The sequence below is a fragment of the Pseudomonas sp. NBRC 111138 genome (assembly GCF_001320835.1).
Lineage (GTDB): Bacteria > Pseudomonadota > Gammaproteobacteria > Pseudomonadales > Pseudomonadaceae > Aquipseudomonas > Aquipseudomonas paracarnis.
The window spans coordinates 38,773-60,441 of sequence record NZ_BCBO01000078.1 but is presented as its reverse complement, the minus strand read 5'-3'; the positions used below and the strand labels follow the sequence as shown (position 1 = coordinate 60,441).

Below are 21,669 nucleotides of genomic sequence, written 5' to 3'. Positions count from 1 at the left end.
GGCAATTCATGCACTAGTTGCGTAATGAACTTTGCATGTTTTCTTGGTCATACACTCAGCGCGCCACTACTGTGCCATCACTGATGTTCAAGAAGTTGTGCATTTTTGGTGTAGTACTTATGGCTTGTCAAGGTAAGCTATTCGCCCTCTGTGACAGATGTGCGGTGTTTAACAACCTGCGCGACTGGCGAGTCGAAAGGCGCGCCCAGAGCGGATTTTTGTCATGGAAGCCAGTTAAGATCAGCGATCATGCTGGTAAAAGCAGATTTTGGCGGTCGTTTGTACGACAGGACGGGACTCTCCAGGGCGGTGCTGCCTCCTGGGTAGACTGCGCGCGATGTATCAGCAAGGAGGCAAGATGTCGCTGTGTTTGACTATCACTAGTTATCACAAGATCACCCCTGGGCAATGCCCCGAAAAGTCCATGGATCAGGGCGTGATGGCTATTGGCCGCAGTTCTGACAATGACTGGGTATTGCCCGACCCTGAGCGTCTCGTCTCTTCGCAACATTGCGTTATTCAATACAAAGATGGCCGTTATTACTTGACCGATAACAGCACCAATGGTGTGGAGTTGGTCAAGGCGGGTATTCGTATGCGTCGGGGTAACAGCGAGCCGTTGCAAGATGGTGAGTTGATCCGCATCGGCGATTACGAAATCCAGGCGCGTATCGACTTCAACGTGCAGGCCATCGACAGCCAGCCATTTGCCGGTGACTCACCCAACAGCTTTGAAGCGCTGATGGGCGCCGTGGCGAGCCAACCTGCGCCCACACCGATGATCGCGCCGCAGTTCCAGGGCGCCTCGGCTATGGAAACCTTGCCAGACCTGTTCGACTTCCTCAGCCCCACCGCCGTGCCGCCGCCCACCGTGGCGGACCATGTGCCGTCCGAGCAACACGATTTTCGCCCCCCGGCTCCAGTGGCCGTACCGGCGCCCGAAAAGCCATTGGTGCAAGGCTCGGTGATTCCCGAAGACTGGGACCTGTTCAGCGACGCGCCCGCACCCGTCGTCAATGCTGCGCCCGCCCCAGCACCGATCCTCCCGCCGCCGCCCGTGGTCGAGCCTGTTGCGCTCCCCGTGGCCAATGCCGAGCCACCACCGGACCTCCTGCAAGCCTTCCTGCGCGGTGCGGGCCTGGACCAGTTGCGCCTGGACAAAGCCGACGCCTGCGCGCAGATGGAAAGCATCGGCCGCAGCTACCGGCTGATGGTCGAGGGCCTGATCGACGTATTGCGCGCCCGTGCCAGCCTCAAGGGCGAGTTCCGCATGCAGCAGACAATGATCCGCCCCGCCGAAAACAACCCATTGAAATTCGCCCCGAATGCCGATGAAGCGTTACTGCTGTTGCTGCGTCATGGCAACCAGGCGTTCATGGCGCCGGACCTTGCCGTACGTGACAGTTTCGACGACCTGCGCGCCCACCAGTTGGCCGTGATGGCTGGCGTGGAAGCGGCGATCAAGCACTTGCTCACGCGCTTTGAACCGGCGCAGCTGGAGGAGCGCATGGGCAAGCCCGGCGGCCTCTCCAGTCTCTTCAATGGTTCGCGCCAGGCCCAGTACTGGCAGCAGTTCACCGAGCTCTACAGCAACATTTCCCGCGAGGCCCAGGACGATTTCCAGGACTTGTTCGGTCGTGAATTCAGCCGGGCCTACGAAGAACACAGTGCACGACAGCGACGCTGAAAACGCCTCGCACCAATGGATAAAACGGATAGCTAAATACGTCATTGAGGACGCAGGATGATTCCCAGGTTTTTACTCGCAGCCGCTACCGTGCTGCTGCTGACGGCGTGTGCCAACGACACTGCCAAACCCCAGGCGGCTGCCGAGGCCGAAGCTGACACGGCCGCCGTTGAGCTGCATTTTCACGCGATTGCCGGGCTTAACCCCGGTGCCAACGGCCAGGCCGCGCCGGTGCGGGTGCGCATTTTCGAATTGAAAAACGCCGCGACCTTTTCACGCTCCGATTACTTCGCCCTGGCTGACCGTGCGCAATCCACCCTCGGCCTCGACCTGCTGGACCAGGACGAAGTGATGGTGCAGCCCGGCCAACAACTGAGCCTGCAGCGCGATCTCGACCCGTCCACGCGCCAGATCGGCTTGCTGGTGGGCTACCGCGAGTTGGACCGTGCGCAATGGCGCACGGTCATCAACGTGCCGCCGCGCCAACACAGCGAATACCAGATCAGCCTCGACGTGCATGCCGTGCGCGCCGACGTCGTGGCTTCCCCATCCAGCCCAGCCCAATAACAAGCAATCGGAGCCCCCATGTCCTGGAACAATCGCGTGGTCTGGTCGGAAGGCATGTTCATCGGAACGCAGCACTTCCAGCAGCATGACCGTTACCTGGAAAACCTGATCGATGCCCGCAGCCGCCCGTTGTCGGCGGGTGCCTGGGGGTTCTCCGAGCTGCTGATCGACCAGGGCCTGCTGGCCCAGGGCAAGCTGGCGATCGTGTCGGCCCGCGGCCTGTTGCCCGATGGCACGCCGTTCAATATTCCCCAGGACGACCTGGCGCCGAGCCCGTTGAATATCGACGACAACCTGCGCGACGGCCTGGTCTACCTGGCCCTGCCGCTCAAGCGTGCCGGCGCCCGTGACACGGTGGACGAGGGCGAGGCCCTGGAAGCCGCGCGCTACGTGAGCCAGGTGCGTGAAGTGCGCGACGACAACGCCCCGTTCGAAAACCGTGCACCGGTGGCCGTGGGGTCGCGGGCGTTGCGCCTGCTGACGGCGCAGGACGGCATCAGCGACTACGCGGCCATCGGCCTGGTACGCATCAAGGAAAAGCGTGCCGACCGTGCGTTGGTGCTCGATGACACTTACATCCCGCCCGTGCTGGACGTGGCCGCGAGCAAACCGCTGACGGCCTTTCGCAGCGAACTGCTGGGCCTGTTGCACCAGCGTGGCGAAGCCCTGGCCGGCCGCGTGGTGGCCTCGGGTGCCGGGGGGGCCTCGGAGATCGCCGACTTCATGCTGCTGCAACTGGTCAACCGCGCCCAGCCGCTGATCCAGCACTTCAGCCAGTTGAGCCCGTTGCACCCGGAGCGCTTCTTCAGCGAACTGGTCAGCCTGGCCGGTGAATTTTCCACCTTCTCAACCTCCAGCCGTCGCCCCCACGAATACCCGCAGTACCAGCACGATGACTTGGCCCTGAGCTTCATGCCGGTGATGGCGGCCCTGCGTGAGGCGCTGTCGATGCTCATCGACAGCAAGGCCACGCCGATCCCGATTGTGGAGAAAGCCTACGGCATCCATGTGGCGATGCTGGCCGACAAGACCCTGCTCGACAACGCCAGTTTCATCCTTGTGGTACGCGCCGATGTGCCCGGCGAAACCCTGCGTGCGCGTTTCGGCCAGCAGAGCAAGGTCGGCTCGGTGGAGCACATTCGCGACATGGTCAACCTGCAACTGCCGGGCATCGGCCTGCTGCCGTTGCCGGTGGCGCCGCGCCAATTGCCTTACCACGCCGGCAGCACCTACTACGAGCTGGACCGTGGCAGCGAGCACTGGCAGCAGCTGAATAATTCCGGCGGTTTCGCCTTCCATATCGCCGGGCAGTTCCCGGGCTTGAACCTGGCCTTCTGGGCGATCCGAGGATAATTGGCGATGCATCCCAATGATGATGACCGCACCCAGTTCATGCCGCGCCCGGGTGGCCGAGAACCTGCACCCGCGCGTGCCGAACCTGCGCCGCTGTCGATGCCGGCTGCGCCGATCCTCACCGGCAAGAGCCAGGGCCTCAACCCGCTCGAAAGTGCCGCCGGCCCGTTGCTGGCGTTGTTGACGCGGTTGCGCAACACCATCGCCCATCCCGCGCCGGCCAGCCTGCGCGCGCAGTTGCTGGCGTACCTGCGCCAGTTCGAAGAACGCGCCGAAGCCGCCGGTGTGGCACGCAATGAAGTGCTGTTGGCCCGTTACGCGCTGTGCACTGCCTTGGATGAAGCGGTGCTGAGCACGCCGTGGGGCAGCACCAGTGACTGGGGTAAGCAGAGCCTGCTGATCACCGTGCACAACGAAGCCTGGGGGGGCGAAAAGGTTTTCCAGTTGCTTGACCACTGTCTGCAAAGCCCACGGGAACGCCTGTACCTGCTGGAGCTGTTGTACCTGTGCATGTGCCTGGGTTTTGAAGGGCGTTACCGGGTGATGACCGACGGGCGCAGCCAGTTGGAAGCCTTGCGTGAACGCACCGCCGCAGCGATACGCAGCGCCCGTGGCGAGCACGAGCGTGAGCTGTCGCCGCACTGGCGCGGTGTGACCGTGGCCCGTGATCGCCTGGCGCAATTCATGCCGCCATGGATTGCCGTGGCGATTGGCTTGGCGCTGCTGTTGGCGTTGCTGTTCGGCCTGCGCATGAAGCTGGCCTCGGACGCCGAGCCGGTGTTCAAGAATATTCATGCCCTGGGCGAGATCCCGGTGCAGGCCATCGACCGTCCGGTGGCGCAGCCCAAAGTGATTGAGCGCCCACGCCTGGCCGGGTTCCTGGCCGATGACATCAAGGCCGGCCGCGTGGCGGTGGAAGACAAGGTTGACCGCTCTGTGGTGACCATTCGTGGCGATGAGCTGTTCGCCTCGGCCAGCTCCAGCATCGTCGATGACTACCAGCCGCTGATGCTGCGCATCGCTGACGCCATTCGCAAGGTCAAGGGCCAGGTGCGTGTCACCGGGCACAGCGACAACCGCCCGATTGCCACGTTGCGCTTCCCGTCCAACTGGGCGTTGTCCGAAGCCCGGGCCAAGTCGGTGCTGGAGATTCTCGCGGCCAAGACCGGCCAGGCCGAACGCTTCAGCGCCGAAGGCCGCAGCGACACCGAGCCGTTGGCCACCAACAGTACTGCCGAAGGCCGTGCCCGCAATCGTCGGGTTGAAATCACCGTATTGGCGGAGGGCGTCGAGTGAAGGCGTTTTTCAGTTTCATGATTCGCTGGGTGATCCCCGTGCTGGGCCTGATTGCCCTGAGCCTGATCATCTGGTTTGTTGGCCCGCTGCTGGACGTGCTGGTGCCCGAAGGGCGCCGTTGGGCGCTGATCGTGCTGGTGTTTGCGCTGTGGGTGGCCTACCGCGTGTTCCGCATTATCCAGGCCCGTCGCCAAGCCGCCGAAGTGATGCGCAGCCTGGCCGCAGAAACCCCGGTCGACCCCAACAGCGTTGCGACCGCCGAAGAGCTGTCCACGCTGCGCCAGCGCATGGACGAAGCCCTGGCACTGCTGAAAAAGGCCAAGCTGGGCGGCGATGAGCGCCGCAACCTCTACGAGTTGCCGTGGTACGTGATCATCGGCCCGCCGGGCTCGGGCAAGACTACCGCGCTGGTCAATTCCGGGCTGCATTTCCCGCTGGCGGCGCAATTGGGCGCCGGTGCGGTGCGGGGCGTGGGTGGTACGCGCAACTGCGACTGGTGGTTTACCGACCAGGCCGTATTGCTCGACACCGCTGGCCGCTATACCACCCAGGACAGCAACTCCACGGTGGACAAAGCCGCCTGGCTGGGCTTTCTCGACTTGCTGAAAAAGCAGCGTTCCCGCCGGCCGATCGACGGGGCGTTTATCGCCATCAGCCTCTCGGATCTGCTGCTGGGCACCGACGCCGAGCGCGCAGCCCATGCCGCCGCGATTCGCCTGCGCATCCAGGAGCTGTATACGCAGCTGGGCGTGCGTTTCCCCATCTACCTGATGCTCACCAAGCTCGACCTGGTGCCGGGCTTCATGGAGTTCTTCGACAACCTGAGCAAGGAAGAGCGCGCCCAGGTGTGGGGCATGACCTTTGCCCTGGACGACGGCAAAAACAGCGACAGCCCGCTGGCGCACCTGCAAAGCGAATTCGCGGGCCTGGAGCAGCGTCTCAACGAACGCCTGGTCGAGCGCTTGCAGCAGGAACGCGACCCGGCACGACGCGACCTGATCTACGGCTTCCCGCAGCAGTTCGGCGCGCTGAAAGATTGCCTGCAAAGCTTCCTCGAAGGCGTGTTCAAACCCAACGCCTTTGAAGAGCGCGTGTTGCTGCGTGGCGTGTACTTCACCAGCGGCACCCAGGAAGGCAGCCCGATTGACCGCCTGATCGGTGCCATGGCCCAGAGTATGAACCTGGACCGCCAGCACCTGGCGCGCCAGAGCGGCACCGGGCGCAGTTACTTCATCGAAAAACTTTTCACCGCCGTGGCCTTTGCCGAGCGCGGCCTGGTGGGGGTGAACCCGAAAGTCGAGCGGCGCCGCAAGTGGATCGCCCGTGGCGTACTGGCGGCCACCGTCGCGCTGGTGGTGGTGGTCAGCAGCCTGTGGTGGGTGAGCTATCGAGCCAACCAGGCGTATATCGCCCAGGTCGATCAGAAGGTCGCGCCCCTGGGCCAGACCGTACAGAACCTGAGTCCGGCACAACGGGAAGTGCTCGCCGTGCTGCCGTTGCTCAATGCGGTGAAGAACCTGGCGGGGGATTCGCCGAGCTGGTCCGAAGGGCTGGGGCTGTACCAGGGCGATATGCTCGAAGCCGAGTCCGCCAGCGTGTACCGCAAACTGTTGATCGCCGTGTTCGCGCCACGCCTGGTGACGCGTATCGAAGAGCAACTGCACGGCGGCGGTAACTCGGACTTTCTCTACGAGGGCCTCAAGGCTTACCTGATGCTCGCCGACACCGAGCATTACGACCCCGACTTCATCAAGGCCTGGATCGCCCTGGACTGGGACCGCAACCTGCCCCGCGACCTGCCGGCCGACCAGCGTCAGGCCCTGGCCGGGCACTTGCAGGCGCTGTTCGAACGCCACCCGCCGAGCGCACGCCTGGACCCACGGCTGATCGACGATTTGCGTCGGCAGTTGCAGCAATTGCCGGTAGCCCAGCGCGTGTACGACCGCGTCAAGCGCCAGAAACTGCCCGAAGGTATCCCGGACTTTCGCCTCAACGAAGCCGCCGGTCGCGATGCCGCGCTAGTGTTCAGCCGCAAGAGCGGCAAGCCGTTGGGTGAGCCGTTGAGTGGTTTCTTTACCGCCAAGGGCTATCGCCAGGCGTTCTTGCTCAGCAGCTTGAACCAGACCGGCACCCTGGCCGAAGAGCAATGGGTGCTGGGCCATGAACAGGCCGACCAGCAGAACGTGGTGAGCCTGGCCGCCGACGTGCGCCGCTTGTACTTCCAGGATTACCAGCGCCAGTGGGACGCGTTGCTCGCCGACATCGACTTTGTGCCGATCACCAGCGTGGCCCAGGCCGCCGATGTGCTGCGGGTGATTTCCGGTCCCACCTCGCCGCTGAAAAAGCTGCTGGTGGCGGTTGCCAGGGAAACCGACTTGCAAGCCGAAGAACGCCAACTGGCCGCCAAAGGCGTGCCGGTGGAAGGCGGCGTGGACAAGCTCAAGGAACGCCTCGGCAGTTTGCTGGGCGATGCGCAACCGACGGCGAATGCACCGGCACCGGCGGATGATCCGGTGACCGCGCACTTTGCCGAACTCAACAGCATCGTCAGCAAAAACGAAGGTGAACCGGCGGCCATCGACGGCCTGCTGTCGGACATGAATGCACTGTATGTGCAGGTCAGCGCCATGGTCGGTGCCAGCGGCGATGCCTTGCTCGGTGAGGCCAAGAACCAGGCGGCGGCTGCCGCCACGCGGGTTAGCCTGAACGCCGAGCGTCAGCCGCCGCTGGTGCAGGGCATGGTCAAGTCAGTGGTCAATTCCACCACCAACAGCATGATGGGCGGGGTGCGTAACCAGCTGAACGCGGCCTGGGTCAGTGAAGTGGTCAACGTGTATCGCCAGTCGTTGGCCGGGCGTTACCCGATGTCGCCGGGCAGTGCGCGGGACGCCACCCTGGATGACTTCGGCCAGTTTTTCGGTGTGGGCGGGGTGATGGACAACTACTTCCGCAAATACCTGCAGCCCTATGTGGACACGTCGGCACAGACCTGGCGCTGGCAACCGGGGGCGGCGCAGAAGCTGGGGATTGCTCCTGGCGTGCTGCAAACCTTCCAGCGTGCGGCGACGATTCGGGACGCGTTCTTCCGCTCCGGTGGCACCCAACCCATCGTGCGTTTCGAACTCAAGCCGGTGTCGATGGACCCTACCATCACCCAGTTCCTGCTTGACCTGGACGGCCAGCAGTTGAGCTACGACCACGGCCCGAGCCGGCCGGTAGCGATGCAATGGCCGAACCCCGGCAGCATTGGCGTGGTGCGTATTTCCATCATGCCGCCGTCGGCCAGTGGTCGCTCCGGTATCACCCTGGACGGCCCGTGGGCCTGGTTCCGTCTGCTGGAGCAATCAGACCTCACGGCAGGCAACTCGCCGGACCGTTTCAACCTGCGCCTGCGGGTCGATGGCGCGAGCATCGCCTACGAGTTGCGCGCCAACAGTGCGTTCAACCCGTTCAAGAGCCGCGTGCTCAGCGGCTTCAGCCTGCCGGAGCGGCTATGACGGCCCTGGGTTTCTACGGCAAGTTGGCCAGCCGCGGGGACTTCGTCAGCCGCGCCTTGCCCCAGAGCTTTATCGGCCCGTGGGACAGCTGGCTGGCAGCGGGTTTGCTCGCCAGCCAGAACAGCCTCGGCGCTGACTGGCTGAATGCGTACCTGGTCAGCCCGTTGTGGCGCTTTGTGCTGGCGCCGGGCGTGTGCGGGCCGGATGCGGCGGCGGGCGTGGTGATGCCGAGCATTGACCGGGTCGGGCGGTATTTTCCGCTGGCGGTGGTGACCTTGCTGGATCACGACACCAACCCGGCGTCGCTGGTGGGCGGTTCTGACGCCTGGTTCGAGCAGGCTGAAACCTTGTTGCTCAGCACCCTCGACAGCGGCGCGACCTTCGAAAGCTTCAACGCCGGGCTCGACGAGTTGGGCGTGCCGGCCAGCGAGCCGCGGGCGGTGGACAGCCGTTTCGCCGGCCTGCAAAGGGTGGCAGCCACCGTGCCGCACCAGCGTATGACCGCACTGGCCGAACAGGCGTGCGAGGGCGCAAGCCTGTGGTGGGGGCGAGGTTCGCAGCGTATCTCCCCCGGTTTATTACGGTGCCAGGGCCTGCCTGCCGCCAGCGATTTTGCGCAGTTTTTGCTCGGACAAGAAGGTGTGGTGTAGATGGGCGTGACGTACGAATCCGCGAGCAAAAGCCATGTGGGCATGGTTCGCCAAGTCAACGAAGATGCCTTTCTGGACCTGCCGGAAAACCGCTTGTGGGTGGTGGCCGATGGTATGGGCGGGCACGCGGCGGGGGACTATGTCAGCAGCTTGATCGTCGACAGCCTGCGCCATGTGCCGCTGGGCCGCTCCCTGGACGAATACTCGGCGGCGCTGCGCAATGACCTGCTGCGCATCAACGCGGCCGTGCGCGAAGAAACCGCCAACCGTGGCGTGACCATGATGGGCAGCACCGTGGTGGTGTTCGCCGCACGCGGCTTGCGCGGGGTGTGCCTGTGGGCCGGCGACAGTCGCCTGTATCGCTTGCGCGACGGCGTGCTGGAAAGCATTTCCCGCGACCACAGCTACGTACAAGACCTGCAAGACAGCGGCCTGCTCAGCGAAGCCGACGCCCGCACCCACCCGCGCTCCAATATCGTCACCCGCGCCATTGGCGTTGAGGCCCAGTTGAACGTCGCCTCGGTGGACCTGTTGATCGCTCCCGGCGACAGCTATTTGCTGTGCAGTGATGGCCTCAACAAGACCGTCGAAGACCATGAAATCCGCGACGTGCTCAGCCATGACGCGCCGGATGAAATCGTGCGCAGCCTGGTGCACTTGGGGCTCAATCGCGGCGCACCAGACAACATCACCACCCTCGTCGTGAAGGTCTCGTCATGAACATCGTCATCCCGGGTTATGACATCGAAGGCGAGATTGGCGAAGGCGCCATGGCCAGCGTGTACCTGGCGACCCAGCGCTCGCTGGAGCGCAAGGTGGCGTTGAAGGTGATGGCGGCAGCGCTGGCGGCCGACCCGAGTTTCTGCGAACGCTTCCTGCGCGAGGGCAAGACGCTGGCGCGTTTGTCACACCCGCACACGGTGACCATCCATGACATCGGCAACGTCGGTGAGCTGTATTACATGGCCATGGAATACCTGCCCAATGGCACGCTCAAGGAGCGCATTGCTGCTGGGCTGACCCCGGAGCAGGGCGTGACGCTCATCCGCCAGATTGCCTCGGCCCTGGGCTATGCCCATGCCCAAGGGCTGGTGCACCGTGACGTCAAGCCGGCGAACATTCTGTTTCGCGCCGATGGCACGGCAGTGCTGTCGGACTTCGGGATTGCCAAGTCGCTGGACGATCGCACCCAATTCACCCAGGCAGGGTTTGCCGTGGGCACGCCGAGCTACATGAGCCCCGAGCAGGCGCGGGGTCAGGAGATCGATGGCCGCGCCGACCTCTACGCGCTGGGCGTGGTGCTGTATGAAATCCTCGTCGGCAAGCTGCCTTACAACGGCACCGATGCGCTTTCCACCGCTCTGGCGCATTTGACTGAACCCTTGCCGGAATTGCCGGTGCATCACGGGCGCTACCAGGGTGTGCTGCGCAAGTTGTTGGCCAAGGACCCGGCGGAGCGTTATCCGGATGCGGCAGCGTTGTTGTTGGCGCTGGATCAACTGCCGGCTGATGAATCGGATGCCACGCTGGTACGGCCGCTGCCGATTCCATTGAGCGTTGATCTGGCGGGCATCACGCCTGTCACCATCGACATTCCGACGGATAAACCGCAGCCGCAGCCAATAGTGCGTCAACCGGTGGTCACGCCGACGCAGCACAATGCTCCGTCCGAGCAGCGCCGTGGGCCGGTATTGGCCTTGGCCGCTGTGGCGGTCGCCGTCGCGTTGGCCATTGGCGGCGCCAGCTACTGGTGGTTGAACGGCGGCGATGAACCGGCCAAGCCGCCAGCCGCCGTGGTGCCCAAGGTGACGCCGCCCGTGGCTGTCGCTGAAGTGGATGGCGGTCAGCGCCCGTTGCTGATGGCAGGCAAGAAAACCTTGTTCCAGCGTGTACTCAGCAAACCCGGCGCCCAGCTTTCAGCGGACGCTGGGAGCCCGCCGGGTAAAGCGCTGCCGGCGTTTTCCGTGCTCTACGTGTATCAGCGCAAAGAAGTCGATGGCAGCCCGTGGGTGCGCGTCGGCGCCGCTACCGATGGTCGCAGCGACGGTTGGCTGCCGGCCTCCCAGGTCAGCGACTGGAAACAAAGCCTGGTGCTCAAGTTCACCGAGCGCTCAGGCCGGGCGCCCGTGATGTTCCTGCGCCAGCCCGGTGAGGTGGAAAAACTACTGGCTGACCCTGCTGCAGCGAAAAGCGCCTTGGCCAAGGCGCAGAACAACCGAGAAGACAACCAGCAAGTCCTGGCCCTGGAACCCACCGCCAGCGCGGTGCCGCAGAACCAGTTCTACCTGTTGCCGATCTTCGAATCCAAGGAGAGCTTCGACGACAACGGCCAGCCGGTGCAGTTGCTCAACGTGGCCTCCATCGACCCAGGCAGCCGCGCCGCTGCCAAACCGGCCAGCCCGACGCTCAGCGCCAATGCCGACGCGTTCCGCACGGCGGTGGTGCTGGTGGTGGACACCACCGTGTCGATGCAGCCCTACATCGACCAGATTCGCGACGTGGTGCACGAGCTGCAAACCCGCATTGCCGAGCGTGGCGAGTTGGACAGCGTCAGCTTCGGCATGGTCGGCTTTCGCAGCAGCATCCAGAAAACCCCGGGCCTTGAGTATGTCGCCAAGACCCTGATCAGCCTCGACCAAGGCCGCGACCCGCAGCGCTTTCTGGATATGGCGCGCCAGGTCAAAGCATCGACGGTGTCCAGCCACTCGTTCAACGAAGATGCGTTTGCCGGGGTGATGCAGGCAGTGGACGGCATGGATTGGTCCGGCTACGGCGGGCGCATCATCCTGCTGGTTTCTGATGCCGGCGCGCTGCGCAAGAACGACCCGTTCGCCGCCACCCAGATGAACGAAGCCGAAGTGCGCCAGGCGGCGCTGGGTAAGCAGATCAAAATCTATGCGCTGCACCTGCGCACCGATGCCGGCAAGAAAACCCATGCCGGCGCCGAGAGCCAGTATCGCGTCCTCACCGCCGACGCCAACCCGCAGATCGGCGACCTGTACACGCCGGTGCCAGGGGGCGATGTGCACAAGCTGGGTGAGCGCGTCGATGAGATCGGCACGGTGTTCGCCAACCTGGTGCATCAGGTGCGCAGCAATACGCCGCAGCCCGTGCCGTTGCTCACTGCCGCGCCGAGCCTGGCGGACAAGTCCGCCGCCGTCGGCTATGCCATGCACATGGACTTTCTCGGGCGCAAGACCGCGAGCCAGGCACCGCAATTGGTCAGCGCCTGGACCGCTGATCGTGACCTGACCAACCCGGCGCTGCCAGCGTTCCAGGTGTGCGTGATGTTGACCAAGCTGCAACTCAACGACCTGCAACAATCGTTGAAGTTGATCGTGGATGCGGCGCGCAAAACACAAAGCTCGCCCAAGGATTTCTTCCAGGAAATCGCCAGCGCCTCGGCCTATATGAGCCGCGACCCGCAGGCCCTGCGCAAGGGCGGCAACCTGGCTGACGGCGGCCTGCTCGGTGAATACCTGGAGGGCCTGCCGTACCGCAGCAAGTCGCTGAACATGACCCAGGACCTGTGGTTGTCATTGAGCGTGGCCGAGCAGGAAGACTTTATCGACGAGCTGGATTCGAAAATCCGTCTGTATGAAACCTTCCATAACGACGTGGCCAACTGGGTCCGTTTCGGCGATGCCGAACCTGGCGATGCGTTGTATCGCGTGCCGCTGTCGACGCTGCCGTAATGTTGAACCTGAGCGCGGTGCACAAGAGCCGGGGCGTCGGTAGCCAGCGCTACAGCCTGGTGATCCCTGCGTTGCAGCTGGGCGCGGGTGAACAACTGGCAATTGTCGGCCCCAGTGGTTGCGGCAAGAGCACCTTGCTCGACCTGCTGGCGCTGGTGTTGGCGCCGGATCAGGTGGGGCAGTTTGCATTCAACCAACACGACGTCGGCGCGCTGTGGCGTGCCGACCGGCAATCGGCGCTGGCCGCGTTACGCAGCCAGCACTTGGGCTATGTGCCGCAGACCGGGGGGTTGCTGGGGTTTCTGGATGTGCGCGGCAATATCGCGCTGTCGCGCCAACTGCTGGGCTTGCAGGACGACGGCCGCGTGGCGCGCCTGGCTGAGCAGTTGCAGATCAGCGATCAGTTGGCCAAGCGCCCGGCGGCGTTGTCGGTGGGCCAACGCCAGCGGGTCAGCTGTGCGCGGGCTCTGGCCCACGGGCCGCAACTGGTGCTGGCCGATGAGCCGACGGCTTCTCTGGACCCGCTCAACGCCGAGCGCGTGATGCAGGCGCTGCTGGCCCAGGCCCGCGAACACCGTACGGCCTGCGTGATCGCCACCCATGATGAACCGCTGGCTCGCGCCAGTGGCTTGCAGGTGCGGCGTATCAGTTGCCAGGGCGACCCAGACGGCGGCGTCACCGCAACCCTCGGGGAGGCGTGCTGATGCGCATTGGCCTGGTTGCTTCGCTTGCGTGGCAGGACTACCGCAACGATGGGTGGCTGTCGGCCTGTTCGGTGTTGGCATTGGTGGCGGTTATCGCGCCATTGCTGGTGTTATTCGGGCTGAAATTTGGACTGGTTAGCAGTTTGACCGAACGCTTGGAGACCGACCCCGCCAGCCGTGAAATCATCCCGTTGGGCGGTGGTCGATTCAGCGCGGCGTTTATCGCGCAGCTGGGTGAGCGCAGCGATGTCGCGTTTGCTGTGCCGCGCACACGGCAGATTGCGGCCACGGCGCAGGTGGACACCTTGACCCTGGAAATGCTGCCGACTGCCGCAGGCGACCCGTTGTTGGCAGGCTTGCCGATGCCCCACGGCCTGGACCAGATCGTGCTCAGCCATACCGCCGCCGAAAAGCTCGCGGCAAGGCCCGGTGATTGGCTGGAAACCAGCTTTGCGCGGCAAGTGGCGGGGCGCGTCGAGGCCCAGCGCACGCGGTTGCAGGTGCTGGCGGTGTTGCCGCTGGAGGCCTTCGCTCGCGAGGGCCTGTTTGCCGATCTGGCGTTGCTGGAGGCAGCGGAAGATTACCGCGATGGCCGTGCGGTGCCGGCGTTGGGTTGGGCCGGTGAAGCGGCGAGCGTGAGTGAACAGCGCATCTACCCGGCGTTTCGCCTGTATGCGCGCAGCCTCAGTGATGTGGAACCGTTGCGGGTGTATTTCGCCGAGCAGAACCTGTTGGTTTCAACCCAGGCGCACACCATCGCTCAAGTGCAATCGTTGAGCCGCAACCTGTCGATTGTGTTCTGGATCATCGCCGGGTTGGCGTTGGCCGGGGCGTTTGCGGCGATTTTCGCGGGGACCCTGGCGGCGGTGGCGCGTAAGCACCGTGAACTCTCGGTGTTGCGCCTGCTGGGGTTTTCCACCGCCGCGTTGTTGCTGTTTGTGCTGCTGCAAGCGCTATACAGCGCGGGTTTTGCCGCTGTGCTCAGCGTTGGGCTGTATGGCCTGGCTGAGGCGGCGTTGAACAAGCTTTTTGTGCAGGTGCCAGGCGAGTACGCCAGCCATCTGTTGGCGCGCCATTACGGCCTGGCCCTAGTGGCGGTGCTCGGCGTCAGTGCCGTGGCGGCCGCCTGTGGTGGTTGGCGGGTGGTCCGTATCCAGGCTTCTGAAGGAATCAGAGATGTATAAATTACTGGGCGCCTGCGTGGCGCTGAGCCTGGCCTCGCTGGCCTGGGCTGATGAAGCAAGTGACAAGCTCGACAACCCCAAGCCGTTGCCGGACGACGTGAGCCTGCCGCTGCCCTGCGAAGGTAACATGGTATTCCGCTACGCCTACATTCTGGCCCAGGGCACCCTGGATGACCGTGAAATCAGCCTGGGCTACCCCTTTGCCGAAGGCGAGGCGGGTTATCAGCAGTCGTTTATTTCCGGTTACCGCCGCGACTTCATCAACGGCCAGTTCACCCTCAAGGACTTGCCCAAGGACTGGAGCAAGGTCATCGCGCCGCAGATGCCGAAGACCGACGCCAAGACCCCGCTCAAGCCCATGCTGTACTTCATTGGCAAATACGAAGTGACTGCTCGCCAATACGCCCAGGTGATGGCCCAGGCGCAGTCCCTGGCCAGCGGCGAACCGGCGCCGGCGTGTGATGCGCCCACGGGCATGGCCGGGCGTTTGCCCAAGGTGAAACTGTCGCGCTTTGAAGCCGAGCGTTTCTCGGCGGTGTACAGCGCCTGGCTGATGAAATACCACCGCGAACTGCTGCCGGTAAGCGGGCGCGGTGCGTCGACCGAAGACGGTGGCCTGGGTTTTGTGCGCCTGCCCACCGAAGTGGAATGGGAGTACGCCGCGCGCGGCGGCCAGGCGGTGAGCCGCCAGGACCTGGAAGGCCGGCTGTATCCACGGCGCGTCGAGGGCAGTGAAAGCGATGGCCCGCTGGCCGATTACGCGGTGTTCAACCAAGTGGCCGGCGGCACCGGCCAGGCAGCGCGGTTGATGCCCATCGGCACCAAATTACCTAACCCCATCGGCATGTTCGACGTGATCGGCAACGCCGCGGAAATGGTCCAGGAATCCTTCCAACTGGTACACGCTGGCCGCCGCCAGGGCACCTACGGCGGCTTTGTGGTCAAGGGCGGCAACTACCTGGAAGGCGAGGGCACGTTGTTCACCGGCATGCGCCGCGAATACCCGCTGTTTGCCGCTGATGGCACCGAGCAAAGCAACGAGACCACCGGTTTTCGCGTGGCGATTGGCGCGTTGTCGGCGCCGCGCTCGCGCTACAAGGAGCTGTTCGCCCAGTGGCAGAAGGAAGGCCGCCTGGCCGCGCTGACCGATGCCATCGACGACGCCCAGGACCCGACCAAACGCCTGGACAGCATCATCGCCGCCAGTGTCGATCCCAAGCTGCAAGCCGAACTGGGCCTGGTCAACGAAGAGCTCAAGCGCAACGTGTCGCTGATCGCCCAGCAACGCGAAGAAGCGGCGGGCAATTTGATCCAGTCGGCGGCGTTGGTGGCCGAGACCATCAGCAACTACAACATCCGCCTGGCCAACCTGCAGAAGAGTCGCCAGCAGGCGGTGGACAGCAAGGACGAGGCCAGCACGCAGCTGTTCGACATGGCCATCACCAATGGACGCAGCGCGTTGGACGGCGCGGTGGCGATTTACATCGACAACCTGGCCACCGGCACGCGCTACACCGATGCGGTGATCCAGGCGCAGTTTCAACGGATCAAGGAAGAGTTGGATCGCAAGCCAGTGCTCGGCAAGAGCCTGGTGACGCGCGCGACACTGTTCGTTCGCCATGTTGGCAACTACCGCAAGCAACAGCGGGCCGACCCGGCAACGATCTTGAAGGAATTGCTCGCAGCGAGCGGTCAGCGGTCTTGATCGTTGGCTGTCTAGCGAGCTTGGAAGGGACTCAGGCGGCGGTGGGCCGTGCTGGGCAAGTCAAACTTAACAGAGATCACATCTATGCTTTTTTCCCGTAAGGCGGTTTCCAAGCGTCACCTGCTGCTGATCGCAGCTGGTTTCAGCACCGTGTTGACTGGTTGCGCTACGTCGCCTGCGTCCAAGGTGGCGTCGAGCACCAAGGTCGAGTACTACCCCAACTGCTACGAGCCGGTGCAGCACCTGCGCGCCACCGATTCGGACATGACCAAGTCGGTCGTCACCGGTGCCGCGATCGGCGCGGCCGGCGGTGCCCTGCTGGGCGCGCTGACCGGCGACAAGGACAGCCGTGGCCGCAATGCCGCGATCGGTGCCGCAGGCGGCGCCCTGGCTGGCGGTGCGGCGGGTTACTACACCGAGCGCCAGAAACAGATCACCGATGACAACCAGCGCATCGCGTCCTACTCCACCGACTTCAACAAAAGCGCCTCGGACATCGACCGCAGCACCGCCTATGCCAAGGCGTCGCAGCAGTGCTACCAGAGCGCATTCACCAAGCTGGTGGCTGATCGCAAGGCCAAGACCGTCAACGACACCGAAGGCCGCAAGCGCCTGGCGGAAATCGTCGCGGGCCTGAAGGAGTCCAATGACCTGATCGTGACGGTCAACGGCAAAGCCAGCGAAGACCTGAACAACTACACCCAGGCCTACGAGAAAGACCTGCAACAGGTCGGCGTACAGCGCAGCGATGTGGTGACCGTGGCCACCGCCGATACCACGCCAGTGGTCGCTCCGGCCAAGGGCAAGAAAGCCGTCAAGCCAGCCAAGAAGCCGGTTCTGCCGACAGTGCCGAAAGAAGCGGTCACCACCGAACGTAGCATCCAGACCGTGCAGGCCAAGCAAGCTGAAAGCAAGCAGGTCGCCAGTGCGGGCAAGACCCAGATCGAAGCAACCTGCCGCAATCCAAACCTGGCCGACTGGGCGCCAGTGCCTTGCCCTAACGTTTAAGTACTTGTTGCTATAAGCGTTAAACGCCAACCGATCTGCGCCTAAAGCGCGAGATCGGTGGCGTTCCTTTTGCAAATCGTTACACTGCTGCGGCCACTCCAATAAATACACCGAGGCCGTGTGCATGAAATTTCGTCTTCTCCTGTGGGTGCTGGGCCTGATGATGGGCAAAGCCAGCCGCACCAACCCCGCCTTCCAGCAGCAACTGGGTGACAAAGACCTGGCCTTCCAGCTGCAGACCCTCGACGGCAAGGTTGCCCGTCACTTCATCGTGAAAGACCAGCGCATCACCAGCCGCTCAGGTGTCCACCCGGCGCCGGCCTTCGCGATTGCCTTCAAGGATGCCGCCTACGGCTTCGCCACGATGCAGGCGAAGAACAAGCAACTGGCATTCATGACGGGGATTCAGGACAAGTCGATCCAGATCAAGGGCAACCCGGCACTGGTGATCTGGTTCCAGGGTCTGACCAAGTATTTGAAGCCGAAGAAAAAGAAGTAGGTGGTCAGGTAGACCGAGTTGGATTCATCGCAGGCAAGCCAGCTCCCACAGTTGACCGCGTTCCAACTTGGAAATACGGTCAACTGTGGGAGCTGGCTTGCCTGCGATAGCGGTTTAACAGGCGGTGGGCTTACCCCTGGCTGAACTGCGAAGCCAATTCGCGCAACAGCACTTCGGCATCCAGCACTTTACCCACCACGTCCTCGGCCTTCTCGCGGCTCAGGCCCAGGCGCTCAAGCAACGCGTCGGGAATGGATTCATCCGGCCCGGAGCCAATCCCCCGGCTGCGCAACAGGCGCACCGCCAGGCACACCAGGTTCGGATACTCGGCGTATTGCCCGTCATACGTGGGATCGTGCTGGAAGCGCAGGGCGGTGCACAGTTCGTCCGGCATGTCCCAGTAGCGCATCAGCCAGGCGCCGATCTGTTCGCGGCTGATGCCCAGCAAATGTTGCTCGACGTAGCTGTGGCACAGGTGCGGGTTGACCTCCAGGTGGCGGCAGATCAGCGAGAAGTGCGGCGGAAACACGTGGGCCAGCAGCAGGTAGCCGAAGTTGTGCAGCAAACCTGCCAGGTAGGTCAGGCCGGCTTCCGGGCGTTGGGCGCGGGGCATGGCGCGGGTCAGGCCCTCGATCACGGCGGCGGTGTAGATCGACTGGTGCCAGTACGGCGTGGACAGGTGCGGGCGGTCCTTGGGCAGGCTCAGGGTTTTGCCCAGGGCCAGGCCCAGCGCCAGGTTGATCACAAGATCAAAGCCCAGCACGCGCACGATGGCGTCTTCGACTGAGCGGATCTTGCCCGGCGAGGCGTAGTAGGGCGACGCGGCCCAGCTTACGACCTGGGCGGCAAGGGCCGGGTCGGTTTCCACCACGCCAGTAATGTCGTCGATGGTGGCGTTGGGATCCACGCGCAGCTTGATGATCTTCTGCGCCGTGTCGGCCAGCGGCGGAATTTCGATGGTCGCTTCCAGGCGTTGCTGGATACGGCGAGCGGTGAAGGCTTGCATCGCCTGGGTGATTTCCTCGCGGTCATCATTGGGGCGGTCGAGGTTCGGACGGATGTTGCTTAAGGGCTCACCGAACTGCGCGGCGCTGGCCTTGGTGAGCAGGCTCTTGAAGGCGTCGGTGGGGATTTCCAGCAACAGCCCGGCTTCGCCCGAATGCACCAGCAGGCTCGGCTCATTGAGCAAGCGGCCTTCGTACAGGCACGGCGAACTGGTCAGGGGCGGCAAGCCCGGCAGCAGGCTCAGGTCATGCTTGCCCAGCATGCGCTCGACCCGCTCGGGGGCGACGGCCGTGAGGCGGCGACCGGTGAGTTCGGCGAGGCGGTTGAGGTCCAGCAATTGGCTTTGGGGAAACAGCACCATGAGCGCGCCAACCGCATCTTCAAGCAACACCGCCTGGACCTTTCGGGCAGGGTTCAGGCCAGGCTGTTCGATGACTTCCGTGTAGGGGATGGCGAGCTTTGCGAGCAGCGCCCGAATGACCGGCGGGGCGGTCAGTGGGGCTGTGGCGAGGGCAACTTCTGACATGGCCTGATCCAATTTCTTACATTCATTGGAGTATAACCAGCTTGATACGGGTGTTGGTCGGATAAGTGGCGTTTGTGATGAGGTTGGCGGTGTGCTGATTACCCTGTAGGAGCGAGCTTGCTCGCGAAGACCTTCCTGGCGGCGCCATCATCCAGAGCGTCCGCGTCATCGTTGGCGTTTTTCGCGAGCAAGCTCGCTCCTACAGGGAAGAGGTCAAACCTGGCCGTACTGTTGGCCGTGGCGTAGCCAGCGGTTGAGCAACGGGCTGACGTGGTCGGGCCAGCGCTCAAGCAGGGCCTGGGCGGCGTCGCGGACTGCGGGCAACAAGTCAGCATCGCGCATCAGGTCGGCAACCTTGAATTGCAGCAGGCCGGTCTGGCGCGTGCCGAGCATTTCACCCGGGCCGCGCAGTTCGAGGTCTTTTTCGGCAATGACAAAACCGTCGTTGGTTTCGCGCATGATGCCCAAGCGCTGGCGACCGATCTGCGACAGTGGCGGATGATAGAGCAGCACGCAGTGGCTGGCGGCACTGCCCCGGCCAACCCGCCCGCGCAATTGGTGCAGTTGCGCCAGGCCCAGGCGCTCGGGGTTTTCGATGATCATCAGACTGGCGTTGGGGACGTCCACGCCCACTTCAATCACGGTGGTAGCCACCAGTAATTGCAGGTTGCCGGCCTTGAACTCGGCCATTACCGCGGCTTTTTCCGCCGGTTTCATACGGCCATGAATCAACCCCACCTTGAGCTCACCCAAGGCACTGGTGAGGTCTTCATAAGTGGTTTCGGCGGCCTGGCAGGTCAGTTCTTCGGACTCTTCGATCAGGGTGCATACCCAGTACGCCTGGCGGCCTTCGGCGCAAGCGCCGCGCACGCGCTCGATCACTTCGACGCGCCGGGTGTCGGTGACCAGCACGGTATTGACCGGGGTACGCCCCGGCGGCAGTTCGTCGAGGATCGAGGTGTCGAGGTCGGCGTAGGCGCTCATGGCCAGGGTGCGTGGGATCGGCGTGGCGGTCATGATCAACTGGTGCGGGTTCATGCGCCCGCCCACGCCTTTCTGGCGCAGGGCCAGGCGCTGTTGCACGCCAAATCGGTGCTGTTCGTCGATGATCACTAGCGCAAGGTTCTTGAACTGCACTTCGTCCTGGAACAGCGCATGGGTGCCCACCACCATCGGTGCGCCGGCGGCGATCTGCTCCAGGGCGGCCACGCGGTTCTTGCCTTTGAGCTTGCCAGCCAGCCACGCCACCTCCAGGCCCAGCGGTTCGAGCCAGCGCTTGAAGGTGATGAAGTGTTGTTCGGCGAGGATTTCCGTCGGTGCCATCAGCGCCACTTGATAGCCAGCTTCCAGGGCTTGCAGGGCGGCCAGGGCAGCGACCACGGTTTTGCCTGCCCCTACGTCACCCTGGATCAACCGCAGCATCGGTTCTTGCTGGCTGAGGTCGTAGGCGATTTCATTGCCCACGCGCTGTTGCGCGCCGGTGGGCGCAAAGCCGAGGTTGGCCAGGTATTGCGCAGGCAGCCGCGTGGCTCTGGGCATCGCCGGGGCGCGCAGGGAACGCATGCTTTCGCGCAGGCGTTGCTGGGACAGCTGGTGCGTGAGCAGTTCTTCAAAGGCCAGGCGATGTTGGGCCCAATGATGACCGAGGGCGAGTTCGTCCACATCGGCATCGGCGGGCGGGTGATGCAAATACCGAATCGCATCGGCCAGGGGCGCCAACTGATAATCGCGGGCCAGCTCCAGGGGCAGCCAATCGGGCAGGCTTTGCGGGCCAAGCATCGTCAGGGTTTGCATGCACAACTGGCGCAGGCGTTGCTGGGTCAGGCCCTCGGTCAGCGGGTAGATCGGCGTGAGCGTGGTGTCCACCGGTGGCGGCTCGTCGCCGGTAATGGCGCGGTATTCCGGGTGGTAGATTTCCAGGCCCGATGCGCCAGGGCGTGCCTCGCCGTAGCAGCGCACGCGGGTGCCACGCTTGAGGCCTTCCTTCTGCGCGTTGCTGAAGTGGTAGAAGCGCAGGCTCAAGCCGCCGGTACCGTCCTGCAGGCGCACCACCAGGCTGCGGCGCTTGCCCATCACCACGTCGGCGCCACTGACGGTGCCTTCGATCACCGCGTCTTGCCCAGGGCGCAAATGGCCGATGGGCACCACGCGGGTGCGGTCCTGGTAGCGCAGGGGCAGGTGGAACAGCACGTCCTGAAGGTTCTCCAGGCCGACCTTGGCCAGCTTCTCGGCCATGGCCTCACCGACACCCTTGAGTGCCGTCACCGACACCTGCGACAGCTCAGTCATACCG

Annotated in this window: 15 protein-coding genes; 13 read left to right on the top strand and 2 right to left on the bottom strand. The window is 63.8% G+C overall.

Annotation, left to right across the window (positions count from 1 at the left end; all coding sequences use genetic code 11):
* The first annotated feature begins 358 nt into the window (after positions 1-358).
* The 13 genes from tagH (at position 359) to APH41_RS14600 (ending at position 17,845) form a co-directional block, all read left to right on the top strand.
* Positions 359-1,687 (top strand): type VI secretion system-associated FHA domain protein TagH, encoded by a 1,329-nt coding sequence (gene tagH / locus APH41_RS14660; protein WP_054919755.1) that lies wholly within the window; start codon positions 359-361, stop codon positions 1,685-1,687.
* Positions 1,688-1,744: 57 nt separating this feature from the next.
* Positions 1,745-2,254, top strand: a complete 510-nt coding sequence (tssJ, locus tag APH41_RS14655; RefSeq protein ID WP_054919752.1) for a type VI secretion system lipoprotein TssJ — start codon at positions 1,745-1,747, stop codon at positions 2,252-2,254.
* Positions 2,255-2,272: 18 nt separating this feature from the next.
* On the top strand, positions 2,273-3,607 hold the full coding sequence (tssK, locus tag APH41_RS14650) for a type VI secretion system baseplate subunit TssK (protein ID WP_019818126.1): 1,335 nt from the start codon (positions 2,273-2,275) through the stop codon (positions 3,605-3,607).
* Between the two features lie 6 nt (positions 3,608-3,613).
* Positions 3,614-4,903: a DotU family type VI secretion system protein gene (locus APH41_RS14645; RefSeq protein ID WP_054896050.1), complete on the top strand. Its 1,290-nt coding sequence runs from the start codon at positions 3,614-3,616 to the stop codon at positions 4,901-4,903.
* The gene (tssM, locus tag APH41_RS14640) at positions 4,900-8,400 is read left to right on the top strand and encodes a type VI secretion system membrane subunit TssM (protein ID WP_054919749.1); all 3,501 of its coding nucleotides are present in this window, start codon (positions 4,900-4,902) and stop codon (positions 8,398-8,400) included. The genes APH41_RS14645 and tssM overlap by 4 nt, the downstream gene beginning before the upstream one ends.
* Positions 8,397-9,050 carry a type VI secretion system-associated protein TagF gene (tagF, locus tag APH41_RS14635; RefSeq protein WP_014720494.1) on the top strand — a complete coding sequence of 218 codons (654 nt, stop codon included), beginning with the start codon at positions 8,397-8,399 and terminating at the stop codon, positions 9,048-9,050. The genes tssM and tagF overlap by 4 nt, the downstream gene beginning before the upstream one ends.
* Complete coding sequence (locus APH41_RS14630; RefSeq protein ID WP_054919746.1) at positions 9,051-9,770, top strand: PP2C family serine/threonine-protein phosphatase; 720 nt, start codon at positions 9,051-9,053, stop codon at positions 9,768-9,770.
* Entirely contained in the window at positions 9,767-12,745 is a 2,979-nt protein-coding gene (locus APH41_RS14625) for a serine/threonine-protein kinase (RefSeq protein ID WP_054919743.1), read from the top strand. Before APH41_RS14630 ends, APH41_RS14625 begins: the two co-directional genes overlap by 4 nt.
* Positions 12,745-13,449, top strand: a complete 705-nt coding sequence (locus APH41_RS14620) for an ABC transporter ATP-binding protein (RefSeq protein WP_054919740.1) — start codon at positions 12,745-12,747, stop codon at positions 13,447-13,449. Before APH41_RS14625 ends, APH41_RS14620 begins: the two co-directional genes overlap by 1 nt.
* Positions 13,449-14,633, top strand: coding sequence for an FtsX-like permease family protein (locus APH41_RS14615; protein ID WP_054919737.1), 1,185 nt, complete (start codon positions 13,449-13,451; stop codon positions 14,631-14,633). Before APH41_RS14620 ends, APH41_RS14615 begins: the two co-directional genes overlap by 1 nt.
* Positions 14,626-16,338 (top strand): SUMF1/EgtB/PvdO family nonheme iron enzyme, encoded by a 1,713-nt coding sequence (locus APH41_RS14610; RefSeq protein ID WP_054919735.1) that lies wholly within the window; start codon positions 14,626-14,628, stop codon positions 16,336-16,338. The genes APH41_RS14615 and APH41_RS14610 overlap by 8 nt, the downstream gene beginning before the upstream one ends.
* A gap of 84 nt (positions 16,339-16,422) precedes the next feature.
* A complete protein-coding gene (gene tagQ, locus APH41_RS14605) occupies positions 16,423-17,346 on the top strand; it encodes a type VI secretion system-associated lipoprotein TagQ (RefSeq protein WP_003195532.1) in 924 nt (307 codons plus the stop codon).
* Between the two features lie 124 nt (positions 17,347-17,470).
* Entirely contained in the window at positions 17,471-17,845 is a 375-nt protein-coding gene (locus APH41_RS14600) for a hypothetical protein (RefSeq protein ID WP_003195530.1), read from the top strand.
* A 130-nt stretch (positions 17,846-17,975) separates the two neighbouring features.
* On the opposite strand, the gene APH41_RS14595 is transcribed toward APH41_RS14600, so the two are convergent.
* Together APH41_RS14595 and recG are read right to left on the bottom strand one after the other, a co-directional pair.
* Positions 17,976-19,376 carry an aminoacyl-tRNA deacylase and HDOD domain-containing protein gene (locus tag APH41_RS14595; RefSeq protein ID WP_032894530.1) on the bottom strand — a complete coding sequence of 467 codons (1,401 nt, stop codon included), beginning with the start codon at positions 19,374-19,376 and terminating at the stop codon, positions 17,976-17,978.
* Positions 19,377-19,589: 213 nt separating this feature from the next.
* Positions 19,590-21,665, bottom strand: coding sequence for an ATP-dependent DNA helicase RecG (gene recG, locus APH41_RS14590; protein WP_034129255.1), 2,076 nt, complete (start codon positions 21,663-21,665; stop codon positions 19,590-19,592).
* Positions 21,666-21,669: the final 4 nt, after the last annotated feature.